The sequence below is a fragment of the Alcaligenes sp. CHO6 genome (assembly GCF_037120595.1).
GTDB lineage: Bacteria > Pseudomonadota > Gammaproteobacteria > Burkholderiales > Burkholderiaceae_B > Alcaligenes > Alcaligenes ammonioxydans.
Genome location: NZ_JBANCI010000001.1, coordinates 583,729 through 596,746, shown reverse-complemented (window position 1 = coordinate 596,746; position 13,018 = coordinate 583,729). Strand labels below are relative to the sequence as shown.

The following is a 13,018-nucleotide window of genomic DNA, read 5'->3' as shown; positions in this document are numbered from 1 at the left end:
TGGAGCATGACGATACAGAGCCCAGCGGGCCTTAGTATCGCAATCGCTAGGCAGGGAAGGGTCAAATCGCCCAGTGACTATGCAGTTCGCGAGCAGGCAAATCGACCGTATGCACAATGGCTTGCACAAAGGGCACCAGCTCTTCCAGTGGTCGACCCTGCTCGTCTTTCTCAGGCGCAAAGACGCCGTTGGCGTCCCAGCAGCCCCGATGCACGACCAAAATCGAATGAGCGCCATTATCCAGCACTTCTGCCACCTGGCCCAGAAGGTGCGCCAGGCCCTCCTGCTCGCCAAAAAAGCGGCAGCCGATCAGATCAACCCAATAAAACTCATCGTCGTCCGCCGGGGGAAAAGCGGCACGGGATACCCAAACCGTATGCCCTTTAAGGGCTTGGGCCACCTCTCGATTATCCAGACCTTCAAACTGCGCCACGATGGTTGCCCCATGCTGCTTGGCTGTTTGGATCTGTCTTGGCGATGCAGACGCAAAAACGCCCGCCTGAGATTCAGGCCGGGGCGTTTTTAACCACCATGTTTTTGCATTTAGCAGTGCTTTGGTCTGCATGGAATGCGGCTGGATCTTAACCCAGCCACGCACGCCATAAGCGGAAACAATGCGTCCCAACTCAACAAGGTCAGCAGGAATCGCGTCTTGCTTCACACTAAACACTACCAAAAAACAGGTGAATCAACTTAGGCAGCCGAAGCAACCTTAGCCGAGTATTCTTTCAACAGGCGAGCCACAGCGGGCGAAACCTGTGCACCGTTGTCGGTGAAGTGCTTAACGCGATCCATTTGCAGACGCAGGTTTTCCTGACCTTCGCCAGCAACGGGGTTGTAAAAACCCAGACGTTCGATGAAGCGACCATCACGGCGTTGGCTCGCCTCGGCGGCTACTACGTTGTAAAAAGGACGCTTTTTGGAGCCACCACGGGCCAAGCGAATTACCACCATTGATAATCCCTTTATTGTGTAAGGTAAACAAAAAATTCTAGCACTATTCTGGCAAGCATGCCAAAAGTAACACGCTAAGATAGCAGATTCAGTGCTAGATACGCAACAGACAAAACAGTATTCTACCGCCGTCAGCTTAACGACGGCGTAAAAAATGCAGAGTTTTTTCGGCTTGCTGGTCTTGAGCCAACAATTCGTTGCCAGTTTGGCGACAAAAAGCCTGAAAATCCTGAATGGCGTGCTGGTCGGTGGTGATAACTTGCAACACTTGCCCGGACTCCAGTTGCGCCAAAGCTTTCTTGGCACGCAGGATGGGCAAGGGGCATTTCAGCCCGCTTGCATCCACCTGCAGATCGCTGTTGGGCAAAGCGCCAGTCTCGGACATCGCCATTACGCACCCAACTTGCTTTGGACCCAGGCCTGCACCGAGGCATTGGCCTGTGGCAAGACGCTGGCATCGGTACCGCCGCCCATGGCCATATCAGGACGACCACCACCCTTCCCGCCCAACTGCGAGGCTACAAAGCCCACCAGGTCACCCGCCTTGACCTTGGAGGTCAGGTCAGGCGTTACGCCTGCCACCAGGCTGACTTTTCCGTCCGCCACGATAGACAGCAGGATCACGGCAGACTGCAGCTTGTTCTTCAACTGATCGGCCATTTCGCGCAAGGCTTTGGCTTCCACGCCTTGCAGCGTGGCCACCAGCAAGCGGCTGCTGTCATTCAAGGGTACGGCCTGAGCCAACAGATCCTGACCAGCCGAAGCCGCCAGCTTGGATTGCATTTGCTCGCGCTCGCGCTCCAAATCCTTGATCTGACCTTGCAAGGCGTTGATACGGGTTAGCAGACCTTCTGGCTGAGTACGCAGGCTGGCGGAAGCCTCGCTCAGCAAGCGCTCCCGCGCTTGCACCCAATGCAGGCTGTTGGTGCCGGTAATGGCCTCGACACGGCGCACGCCAGCGGCGACACCACCTTCCGAGACAATCTTGAACAAGCCGATGTCGCCCGTGCGTTGAACGTGAGTGCCACCGCACAGTTCACGCGAGAAACCGATATCCAGCACGCGCACTTCGTCGCCGTACTTTTCACCAAACAAAGCCATGGCGCCGCCACTGACGGCGTCGTCAAAGGACATCAGTTGGGCTTGCACGGCCTGGTTCGCCAGAACCTGCTCGTTCACAATCGCTTCGACTTGCGCGATTTGCTCGGCCGTCATGGCGGCATCGTGCGCAAAGTCAAAACGGGTTTTTTCAGCATCTACCAGGGAACCACGTTGCTGAACGTGACCGCCCAGCACCTGACGCAAAGCCTTGTGCATCAAATGCGTGGCCGAGTGGTTACGAATCACACGCTCGCGACGCTCGGTATCCACCTGGGCTTGAACGGTCTGGCCCACTGTCAGGGTGCCTGCGTTCAACACGCCTTGGTGCCCGAAAACCTGATTGGAAATCTTTTGGGTATCTTGCACCTCAAAGGACAAACCCGCGGCATCGCTCAGGATACCTGCGTCACCTACCTGACCACCGGACTCGGCGTAGAAAGGGGTGGCATCCAGAACCACTACCGCTTGCTGGCCCGGGGTCACGGACTGCACGGAGGTGCCATCCACATACAAGGCAGTGACCGTACCACTGCCTTCCAGGGTGGTGTAACCGTCAAAACGAGTTTGCACCCCGGAGTAGCTCAAGCCTTCGGCTGTTTTGAACTTGCCCGAAGCGCGTGCCATCTGGCGTTGGTTTTCCATGGCGACTTCAAAACCGTCCAGATCGACCTCAATGCCACGCTCGCGGCAGATATCGGCGGTCAGGTCCACAGGGAAACCATAGGTGTCGTACAAGGTAAACAGCGTCTGACCGTCCAGTTTGGCATTCGCTGGCAGGTTGACCAAGGCACCTTCCAGAATGCGCATGCCATTTTCCAGCGTTTCGCTAAAACGCTCTTCCTCTTGGCGCAGCACCTGTTCGATACGCTCACGCTGGCTAATCAGCTCGGGATAGGCTTCGCCCATGACCAAGCCCAGGTCTTGCACCAGGCGATAGAAGAACAGGCCCTTCTGACCCAGCTTGTGACCGTGACGCAGAGCGCGTCGAATAATACGGCGCAACACATAGCCGCGACCTTCATTGCTGGGAATGACCCCGTCAATAATCAGAAAGCTGCAGGCGCGGATATGATCGGCAATCACCTTGAGCGAGTTGTTGCTCAGGTCACTGGTCTTGGTTTCGCGTGCGGCGGCCTGAATCAGGGATTGGAACAGGTCGATTTCGTAGTTGGAATGCACGTGCTGCAGCACAGCCGAAATACGCTCCAGACCCATGCCCGTATCCACACAAGGCTTGGGTAGCGGCGTCATGGTGCCGTCAGCGGAACGTTCGAACTGCATGAACACCAGGTTCCACACCTCGATGTAGCGGTCGCCGTCTTCCTCGGGCGAACCGGGAGGGCCGCCCCAAACATCAGGACCGTGGTCGTAGAAGATTTCAGAGCACGGCCCACAGGGACCGGTATCGGCCATCTGCCAGAAGTTGTCCGAGTTGTAGCGCACGCCACCCTTGTCGCCAATGCGGATGATGCGCTCTTTGGGCACCCCAATTTCCGAGGCCCAGATATCATAGGCCTCATCGTCTTCCTGATAGACGGTGACCCAGAGTTTTTCGGCAGGCAGTTTGTAAACCGTCGTCAGCAGTTCCCAGGCATAGCGAATGGCGTCTTGCTTGAAGTAGTCGCCAAAGCTGAAGTTGCCCAACATTTCAAAAAAGGTGTGGTGACGAGCGGTGTAGCCCACGTTTTCCAGGTCGTTGTGCTTGCCACCGGCACGAACACAACGCTGAGAGCTGGTAGCGCGGTTGTAGGGGCGGGTTTCCTTGCCCGTGAACACATCTTTGAACTGCACCATCCCTGCGTTTGTGAACAGCAAGGTAGGATCATTGCCTGGCACCAGCGAAGCCGAGGAAACGATGTGGTGTCCCTTGGATTCAAAAAAAGAAAGAAACTTCTGACGAATTTCTGAGGTTTTCATTACATGCAACGCGATGGAAAATTTAACTGCCTATTATAAGACGATCAGCCTTGCAGCCCATGCGCGCGCTGCGCTGGCACAACACCTGCCGCCCCGGCAAAGCAGTGAGAAGCCAGGACGCCACACTCCCTGTACGAGCGGCTGCGTAAGCGACAAATAGTACTGTTTTCAGCGGGTAGAAACAACAATTCCGACCCTGGCGAGTCGGAATGTCCATGCACCCTGCTCAAATTCAGGATGCCATCTTGATGGGCCAGGAGACACAAACCCTGGCCCTGCCCCGGTCAAGCCTTGGACGGATAGGGATGGTGCTCGGCCCAATGACGGGCAATATCCACACGGCGGCAAACCCAGACACGCTCGTGCGACTGCACATAATCCAGGAAGCGCTGCAAGGCACGAAAGCGCCCAGGGCGGCCGATCAGACGGCAGTGCAAACCGATGGACAGCATCTTGGGAGCGTCTTCACCTTCTTCGTAGAGCACGTCAAATGCGTCTTTCAGGTAGGAGAAGAAATGGTCGCCCGTGTTGAACCCCTGAGGGGCAGCAAAACGCATGTCATTGCTGTCCAGCGTATAGGGCACAATCAACTGGGGCTTGACCGTATTGTCGCTGAGCTGAACTTCGGTCCAGAACGGCAGGTCATCACCGTAATAATCGGAGCTGTACAAGAACTGACCCTCTTCGGCCACCAGACGCAAGGTGTTGGGGCTGTCCCGACCGGTATACCAGCCCTCGGGATGATGGCCCAGCAAGTCCGTCAGCACTTTTACGCACTGGCGCATATGCTCGCGCTCGACTTCTTCAGACACGTTCTGGTAGTGAATCCAGCGGTAGCCATGACAAGCAATTTCATGCCCCAGGCGCACAAATTCCTGTGCCAGCTCGGGGTGACGCTCCAGCGCCATGCCCACACCAAAGATGGTCATGGGCAGGCCGCGCTTTTCAAACTCTTTCAGAATCCGCCAGACACCCGCCCGCGAGCCGTATTCATAAATGGATTCCATGGACAAGTGACGGTCCGGGTAGGCTGCTGCGCCGATGATCTCGGACAGAAACTGCTCAGAGCCCGGGTCACCGTGCAGGACGCAGTTCTCCCCCCCTTCTTCATAGTTCAAGACAAACTGCACCGCGATGCGCGCCCGATCAGGCCATTGTGCATGGGGCACGTTTTTGCCGTAACCGACCAGGTCACGAGGGTACTTACTCAAGGACATACCGTCTCCGTTTAGCGTTTTACGCTGAGGGCCAGCCAAGGATCGGCAACACTGCCATCACCCGCTTCGCTCATGCGATGTTCACAATCACTTAAGTGATGATGCATAGCCAGATGAGCGCCTTGGGCATCTCCCTGGCTAAGCTTGTCCAAAATCTCTTTATGCTCATGAAACGAGCAGGCCTGTTCGCCCGGCGTGTCGTGATAGGCGATGATGAGCGTGGTGCGCGCACACAAGGTGTGCATCAGCTCGGTCAGTTCATCGTTGCCGGCGCAGCGCGCCAGCATCACGTGAAAGGCATTGGACAGGCGCAACCAGCTGATGCGATCGCCGTGCTCAAACGCGTGCTGCTCTCGTTCCACCATGTCGTACAGACCGGCCAAACGCTCGGACACATCGGGATAAGCGAGCAGTTTTTTCAGGATCAGCGACTCCAGGTCGCGCCGCAGCTCGAAGACGTCGCGCGTTTGCTTGGCCGTGGGCTTCCAGACAAACGCACCGCGATTGGGCTCGATGACCACAATCTTGTCGTGCTCCAAGGCAGCCAGGGCGGCACGCACGGTCGCCCGCGAACACTCGAAGATCGTGCATAGCGTGGCTTCGGTCAGTTTGGTGCCAGGCAAAAGACGACGATCGACAACCGCATCGAAGATCTGGCTATATACACGCCCGACCTCGGTATCTGCCAGGCCACCCTCGAGCAGCGAGGAGGCGCTTGGCGCTTGGGATTCATTCGTCGTCCCCTCTTGCCGCCGTATCTGAAGCATAGAATTTCTCGTTATTGACTATTGACAATTATTCGGTACCCCGACAAAATCGTCAACATAAATTGTCGACAATCTGATTCCTCAAACAGAGCGACAGTTTCGGGGCCTCAACCCAGCGCACTGATCCTTGCACCGTTGGCCCCCGGCCGGTTCTCAAAACTGGGCTCGCTGGACCTTTTTTGATCACCATAAACCGGAGACATTTATGGGAAAGCTATCTACCCATGTCCTTGACACGACTCAAGGTCGCCCAGCCAGCGGCGTGCGCGTCGATCTGTATGCCATTGAAAACGATCAACGCACTCTGATCAAAACCACTCACACCAACAGCGACGGTCGCTGTGATGAGCCCTTGCTGCAAGGCCAGGCCATGCACACGGGCGTATTTGAACTGGTGTTTCATGCCGGTGACTACTTTGCCGCCAGTGGTGTGGCATTGCCTGAACCCCGCTTTGTGGATCAGGTCGGCATTCGGTTCGGTATCGCCGATGCCAACGCCAACTACCACGTTCCCCTGGTCGTGACCCCCTGGTCCTGGTCTACCTATCGCGGCAGCTGATCGCGTATCCAAGTCGACTTTTCGCTTCTATACGAAACCACTCTGATACGAGATCTTTATGTACGCTTACCTACTTGAGTACGGCAACCTGCTGCTGCGCTGGTTGCACGTGATTGCGGCTGTCGCCTGGATCGGCGAGTCCATCTACTTTGTGATGCTGGACAATGGCCTGAAACCGCCTAAAGGCGAAGAAAGCAAGAAACGCGGTGTGTTTGGCGAGATGTGGGCAGTCCACGGCGGCGGCTTCTATCACAACCAGAAATACCTAACCAACCCGGCCGAACTGCCCGATGACCTGCACTGGTCTTTCTGGAAGTCCTACACCACCTGGTTGTCCGGCTTCTTCCTGTTCGCCCTGCTTTACCTGACCAAACCCGAGTTCTATCTGGTCAACCCCAACAGTCCCTGGGAATGGGCGGCCCAAATGTCGGGCACGCAGGCTAATGTGATGGCCATTGCTTTCCTGGTGCTGGGCTGGGTGGTCTATAACGGTCTGTGCCGACTGATCAGTCCCAACATGAACCGCGACGGCCTGCTGAGCGTGGCTGTGGCCATCATGATGGTCGTGGTGGCTTACCTGAGCGCCCACATCTTCTCGGGTCGTGCTGCCTTCTTGCTGACTGGCGCCGTGATGGCCACCAGCATGTCGGCCAACGTGTTCTTCTGGATCATTCCCGGCCAGCGCCGCATGGTCAAGGCACTGAAAGCCGGTCAGGCGCCCAACCCTCTGGATGGCAAGCGCGGCAAACAGCGTTCGGTACACAATACCTACTTCACGCTGCCTGTCCTGTTGCTGATGCTGAGCAACCACTACTCGTTCACGTATAACAACCCCAATGCGTGGATCATCATGGTGCTGTGCATCTTTGCCGGCGCCCTGATCCGTCAGTACTTTGTGCTGATGCATGCCGGCATCAAAAAGCCAGCCTACCCGGCTGCCGGTGTGGTTCTCCTGCTGATCGTGGGCTACCTGGCTGCCCCTGCCAATCTCAAAGGTGAGGTTGCCAGCGCTCCAGCAGCCGGTGAGGCCGCCGAAACGATCACGGTCGCTCGCGTCCAGGAAATCATGGATGCCCGATGTGTACAGTGTCACGCGGTCAAGCCCAATGCAGACTTTGGCTTTACCGCCGCCCCTGCCGGCATGCTGCTCGATACCATCGACAACACCGTGTTGCACGCAGAACAGGTGAAAACCGTGGTGCACTCCAAGTACATGCCTTTGGGCAATATGACTCAAATGACTGACGAAGAGCGTGCCGCGATTGCCGCCTGGAGCGGTACACGCGACTAGGAGTGCCCCAGGCCAAGCCCTGACAGGGCCATCAGCCCGCTCCCTCCAGCCCCGATGTGACACATGTCACGTCGGGGTTTTATCTTATGGCGCCACGCACCTGGTAGCGAAGACTGCTGCGGGCTTTACCCACTCCCTGCCGCCAGACATAGCTTGCCAGATCGGAATGACTGCATCGCCTGCCGGGGCTGACTGTGTGTATTGGCTTGCGCATTGCGATAATTTCCAGCTTGATGCCGTAAGGGAGCGTGGCCTGCCCCCCGTGCCTGAGTTTGCTCCTGTGCTTGGGTTTGACCGTGCTCCCGAACCTGGGTTTGGCTCTGGTCTACCGCGTGTGGCTGGGTGTGAGCGTTTGATGGAGTCTGGCCTTGTACCCGGCTTTGGGCCTGTGCTGGAGGAGGGACAGGGGCTGGCGTTGAGGTTGGAGACAAACTCTGTCCTGCTTCAGGCTCGAATTCAAGCTCGATACAACGACTGTCCAGTGACAACAAGCGGATTTGCCGATCACGCTCTCGTCCCACGGGCCATACCTGCCCCTGCTGAAACAACAGCACACGCTGACCGATCTGCACCTCGGCCAGCAAGCGCGTATCGCGACCGTAGATCGCTTTCAAACTTGCCCAGGACTCAGGCCTGAATGATTGAGGCGCGCTTTCTGCGACCCTGGAAGGGCGAGCATGGCCCACTTTCTTTTCTGTTTCCTGTCGCAGACAGGCCCACACACTGTGACACTCCCAGGCATCGAACGACGCACGACGGTCTATGTGCCGCAATTGCCAGCCTCGCCCTTGGTGAGACGTGTCCCTTATCGACAAATTCGCTGCAGACCGCTCCTCGGGTTGGGCCGCCTGCTGAAGAAGGGCGAAGGCACGGCCCGCATCCTGCCCTGAAGTGAGTTCCAAACCTGCAGTCGCACTTTGCCGGGAGGGAGCCCGTAAGGCTGAAGTGGGAGCTGGCAAAGGAGCTGAAACCGTGAGCAAGCCAGGGGAGGTAACGGAAGCCAAGACCCCAGTCGAGGCAGCGGCCGGGTCCGGCTCCTGATCTGACTCTACACTGGAGCTTGAGTCTGAACCTGAGTTTAAATTTGGATTTGGATTTGGATCATCGTCTAAGTCTGGGCCAGAAGCGGACACCAGGCTCTTGGCTGGGTCAAGACGAGGGGTGAACTGAAGGTGGAGACTTGGCTCAATGCTTATCTCAAAACCCGGGCTGTCAGGGGACCCTCCTCTGCTGTTCTGGTCCCGTAAACCCACCGACAGCACGCTAGCCACTCCCATCATCAAGAACAGAGACAGCGTGAACAGGCGGATAAACGTTTTTTTTGTATCTCCGATCCTGGTGATAGATTGACGCAGCATGCGTGTATGGGTACGACTGCCCTGCTCCAGGCATATCCATACATCATCAGGTTGCCGCAATTCACGCAGCCTGGGATACCGTGTCCGCATCGCTTGCCGCAAGGCATGCACTTGCCCGAGCTGAGACAGCACGCAGTCACTGCCCTCCACCACCTTACCTTGTTCCAGCACCAGGAACCACAGCAGTCCAGGGGCTACGGCCCATAACAGGAGCACCGTTTCCTGAGGGTGATGAACCGCCAGGCAGGCGGCCGCAGAGTGGGCTTGGATGCCTCTCAATCCCGAGCGCGTCGGCCCCGTCCGCGCCAGGCGGAGTACCGAGCCACGACGCCGGTGACGCAGTTGTTTGCCCCACACCCAGCCCAGTGCGGGCCGTTCCGCTCCCATACGACATATCCATCGAGAGCGACCCGGCGGGCCACCAAACGGCCTCTGCTCAGTCTCAGTCCATTGCAAGCCAAACCAGTATTCGCGCGGCAAGGTGGCGGAGATCATCGCCCCCCCTTGAGCTGTGTTTTACCGGGCAACATTCCATCCCGGTGCCATAACTCGGGCTGTTGCTTCAGGGCCAAGCCCAAGGCACTCAGACGGGCCGGCGTGTCTGTCACCAGCAAGGCATGAGGAGGATGCCCCAGAACTCTGACCTTTCCGGCCCGGGACAAGAACATTTCCGTCATGTCCTGCAGATACGCGGCAGCCGAACGGCCTCTTCCCTCATCCTGACCTCGGTCAAGCACCGTATCACCCACGCCGCCCCTATCAGCGGCTTGAGCGGAACGGACATGCTGCTCTGTGGCGGCGACAGGCAGATCAAAACGACGGGTTTCTATACGATACAGTTCGATGCGACCGGCATGGAGCCGCCAGCTCAGACTGTAGACTGCGGCGATTTGATCCAGTAAATCAGACAAGCGCAATTGCTCAAAGACCAAACCCCCACGCGGCGCTGGCTCAAGAGCTTCCTCGTTCACGTTCAGGCGCGGTAAAAAGTGTGCCAGGGGCAAACGGGCTTCAGGACTGATCGTGACCGATAGATCAGACAGGGCTGAAAGGCGGCGGGCTAGCTCATCCAGGCTGGGTAAAGGTTCCTCCAAAGAAAAGCTGAAAGTCTGTCCGGGACGCAGGACAGCCGGCATAACAGGCTTTTTTCTCAAGGGAACTGCGTCTCCCAACAGCCAAGGTTTGTCGACAGACTGTGTGACACTTTCCGACCGTTGCTCTGCTGAATCCAGCACAAACGCCTCATCAAACCAGGCCTGCTCAGCCTGGCGTCCGCCTGTTTGCAAGACGCAGCCTGCCATGAGCAACACCAGTGGCAAAACGACGCACTTCATGATTGCCCCTCCCCCCGTCGCTGAGGTTTGCAGGTTTGGGGCCAGCTCAGCACCCGCAAGACCCGATTGGAGTAAAAGCAGGCCTGTAAAGGATGCGCATTCAGCTTAGCCGCATCCAGCAACTGGGCCACCGCCGTCTCAAAATCTCCTTCAAATCGGGCGGCCGTCTTGATAGGAAAATCCACCTCCAAGGCCCAATGCTCAGGCGTAAACACCCATTTGGCCTGCCTGGCCCAACGAATCAGCGCTTGTCGTAGCGTTTTATCTTTCAGGCGCAGCTCAAAAACAGACTGTGTTTTTTCCTCCCATGGCCCCTCCACAGCCTGCTGGTTCTGTCCTTTCACGCGAGGAGTCGCTGCCTGCCCCTCCCCCTCTATACGCGCCCACTTTCCCCCATCAAGATCAGAGGGCGGGGTTGCCGGGGATGTTTCCCCCTCTGCAGCAGATGCTGCTACAAGACTGTCTGCCGGGCGCTCTGGCGGCATTGGGCGCTTCAGTGGAGCCTCTGGCAGCGTCTCCAGGCGCGCAGATGACTCAGATCGCAAGGACGTCCCAGACCTGCTCTCGGACTGAGCACGTCCATCCATGACGGAAGGAGCCGCTACTCCCAGAGACGTATCACCAGACAGGCCGGGCTTCCCCAGGGCAGCGTTCTGCCGTGACTGCCTGTCCGAAGGGGCCGGCGACGACAAAGCAGCAGCCCCATCATGCTGACGATGCGAGGCGTCGTCTGTTGTCTGCGACGGTCTCAGACTTGCCCTGGCTTGCAACCGCCCAGCGCGAAACACCAGTTCCGTCCACAATGCATCAATGACGTGAAATTGACCGGACACGTTCAATGTCAGCAAAGTCTCCTGACCGTCATGCCATCCAAACACAGCAGGCAATCTCTGGCCCGGCGCAAAATGCAGCCAGATACGTGTGCCATTATCAAAAACCTGCATGGGGCCGGCTTGCGGGTCGCCTGACAAACGCCAGTCGAAATTGAACACACGCGTAGCCGGGTCGGCCAAGCGGCCATCGCTCCCCCGTCCAGTCTGACAGGCAGACATCCCAAGGCAACATAGCAACAACACGATAAAACGGGCAAAGACGCGCATCACAGACATCCATAGAAAAAACCCCATGTCCCGTCAGGGGCATGGGGTTTATCTTCGGTGATGCTCGCTCAAGCCGCCAGATCGGCTTGTACGGACAGATAAATCAGCGTCCTTTCTGAGCCACCAGACGGTTGGCTTCGGTAGCAGCCGTACGCAAGGCCGTCAAGGCCGGCTGATGACCATCCAGCGCGCTATCCAGACTTTGATTGAACACGGCGCGGATCTGGCGGTAATTACGGAAATTGCCTTTGGCCGTACCCGAGGTGCCGCTGCTGTACGCGCCAACCAGGTGCATCCAGTCGCCTTTGTCCTTGTAGTAGTCACTGCCCGTCGCGTTAAACGCTTCGCGGCTCACAGGCAGAAAGCCTGTGTTCTGATACCAGCGTGCCGCATTCTCGGGCTGAGCCAGCCAGTTGATGAAACGGGCCGAGGCCTGATTCTGTTCAGCATTATGACCTTTAACAGCCCACAAGGCCGAGCCCGTTACGAAGGGTTTACCGGGCGTTTGAGTCACTTCGGGGTAGTACGGCAAACCCGTCACGGCATATTTTAATCCGCGAGTATTGCTGTATTCGCCAATATGACCAGAGTTGGACAGCATGACTGCACATTCGCCTTTTGCAAAACGCTGGGGCGACTCTGGCAGGGTGCCCGGCTTAACCAGCAATTCGGACTTGACCCAGCTGATCATCATGGACAGGTGACGGATATACATCAGATCAAAATCAAAGCCGACCTTGCCTTTGACTTTGGGGCCGGGAGCCAGACCGTAGATCTGATTGTTGACCGCAGCCAGATTCTCAAGATTGATAGACACCGACTGATCCGAGGTCAGCGGGCAACGGCGCGAACCATTATTGGCCAACTGCACCAACTGGCCTTGCAAGTCCAGCCAGACCCGGCTGGGAACCGCGGGCTCGACCTTGGCCTTATCAAAGGCATTGATGTTGTAGTACATGACGGGGATTTCGGCCATGTAAGGGAACCCCTGCAATTGACCACGGCCATTGCGCACAAATGAGTTCGAGGCCAGGAACCAGGACACGTTGTCCATCTTTTCCCGTGCCAGCAAGGTGTGCATGGGCAGGATGTAGGGGCGATCGGCCACCTCATCCAGACCGGACATCTCGCCAAGCTGCACCAGATTGGGCAGATCCTTGCCAGCGCTCATGAGCTGCTCGAGCGCCGCTTCGGTTTCATGCGCCTTGACCGTCACTTTGACGTCTTTCTGGCTGCGATTGAAATCCCGAACCAAACTTTCAAACTCGCCCTGATTATGCGCGTTCAAAGCGGTCCAGACCTGAATGTCAACGGCTGCCAGGGCATTGGACCCAAACAGCAAAGCGGCTGAGCCACCCGCTGCCATCGCCAAAGCCATAACACCACGTTTCAACAGTAATCCGCGTAGATTTTTCATACA

General features: G+C 57.3%; 12 protein-coding genes. 2 read left to right on the top strand and 10 right to left on the bottom strand.

All coding sequences use genetic code 11. The features are described 5' to 3' along the window. Window positions 1-61 precede the first annotated feature (61 nt). The 6 genes from rimM to V6936_RS02705 all read right to left on the bottom strand — a co-directional run bounded on the left by rimM (window position 62) and on the right by V6936_RS02705 (window position 5,956). Complete coding sequence (gene rimM / locus V6936_RS02730) at window positions 62-661, bottom strand: ribosome maturation factor RimM (protein WP_059318861.1); 600 nt, start codon at window positions 659-661, stop codon at window positions 62-64. 32 nt (window positions 662-693) lie between these two features. Then, the gene (gene rpsP / locus V6936_RS02725) at window positions 694-954 is read right to left on the bottom strand and encodes a 30S ribosomal protein S16 (protein ID WP_003799298.1); all 261 of its coding nucleotides are present in this window, start codon (window positions 952-954) and stop codon (window positions 694-696) included. 136 nt (window positions 955-1,090) lie between these two features. Further along, complete coding sequence (locus V6936_RS02720) at window positions 1,091-1,345, bottom strand: sulfurtransferase TusA family protein (RefSeq protein WP_003799297.1); 255 nt, start codon at window positions 1,343-1,345, stop codon at window positions 1,091-1,093. Further along, complete coding sequence (alaS, locus tag V6936_RS02715) at window positions 1,345-3,972, bottom strand: alanine--tRNA ligase (RefSeq protein WP_003799296.1); 2,628 nt, start codon at window positions 3,970-3,972, stop codon at window positions 1,345-1,347. The genes V6936_RS02720 and alaS overlap by 1 nt, the downstream gene beginning before the upstream one ends. 284 nt (window positions 3,973-4,256) lie before the next feature. Continuing rightward, window positions 4,257-5,189, bottom strand: coding sequence for an allantoinase PuuE (puuE, locus tag V6936_RS02710; protein WP_003799295.1), 933 nt, complete (start codon window positions 5,187-5,189; stop codon window positions 4,257-4,259). A gap of 11 nt (window positions 5,190-5,200) precedes the next feature. After that, on the bottom strand, window positions 5,201-5,956 hold the full coding sequence (locus V6936_RS02705; RefSeq protein ID WP_059318847.1) for a GntR family transcriptional regulator: 756 nt from the start codon (window positions 5,954-5,956) through the stop codon (window positions 5,201-5,203). A 205-nt stretch (window positions 5,957-6,161) separates the two neighbouring features. Here V6936_RS02705 and uraH point away from each other — a divergent pair, with 205 nt between their 5' ends. Both uraH and V6936_RS02695 read left to right on the top strand, forming a co-directional pair. Further along, on the top strand, window positions 6,162-6,515 hold the full coding sequence (uraH, locus tag V6936_RS02700) for a hydroxyisourate hydrolase (protein WP_003799293.1): 354 nt from the start codon (window positions 6,162-6,164) through the stop codon (window positions 6,513-6,515). Window positions 6,516-6,573: 58 nt separating this feature from the next. Beyond that, window positions 6,574-7,806, top strand: coding sequence for a urate hydroxylase PuuD (locus V6936_RS02695; protein ID WP_059318846.1), 1,233 nt, complete (start codon window positions 6,574-6,576; stop codon window positions 7,804-7,806). A 125-nt stretch (window positions 7,807-7,931) separates the two neighbouring features. Here the strand turns inward: V6936_RS02695 and V6936_RS02690 are convergent, their stop codons facing one another. From V6936_RS02690 to V6936_RS02675, 4 genes are all read right to left on the bottom strand, one after another. Beyond that, window positions 7,932-8,420 carry a hypothetical protein gene (locus V6936_RS02690; protein WP_131070670.1) on the bottom strand — a complete coding sequence of 163 codons (489 nt, stop codon included), beginning with the start codon at window positions 8,418-8,420 and terminating at the stop codon, window positions 7,932-7,934. A 1,235-nt stretch (window positions 8,421-9,655) separates the two neighbouring features. Beyond that, window positions 9,656-10,498, bottom strand: coding sequence for a hypothetical protein (locus tag V6936_RS02685; protein WP_059318844.1), 843 nt, complete (start codon window positions 10,496-10,498; stop codon window positions 9,656-9,658). Then, window positions 10,495-11,598 (bottom strand): TcpQ domain-containing protein, encoded by a 1,104-nt coding sequence (locus V6936_RS02680; RefSeq protein ID WP_336579338.1) that lies wholly within the window; start codon window positions 11,596-11,598, stop codon window positions 10,495-10,497. Before V6936_RS02680 ends, V6936_RS02685 begins: the two co-directional genes overlap by 4 nt. A gap of 103 nt (window positions 11,599-11,701) precedes the next feature. Next, complete coding sequence (locus tag V6936_RS02675) at window positions 11,702-13,015, bottom strand: extracellular solute-binding protein (RefSeq protein WP_003799285.1); 1,314 nt, start codon at window positions 13,013-13,015, stop codon at window positions 11,702-11,704. Window positions 13,016-13,018: the final 3 nt, after the last annotated feature.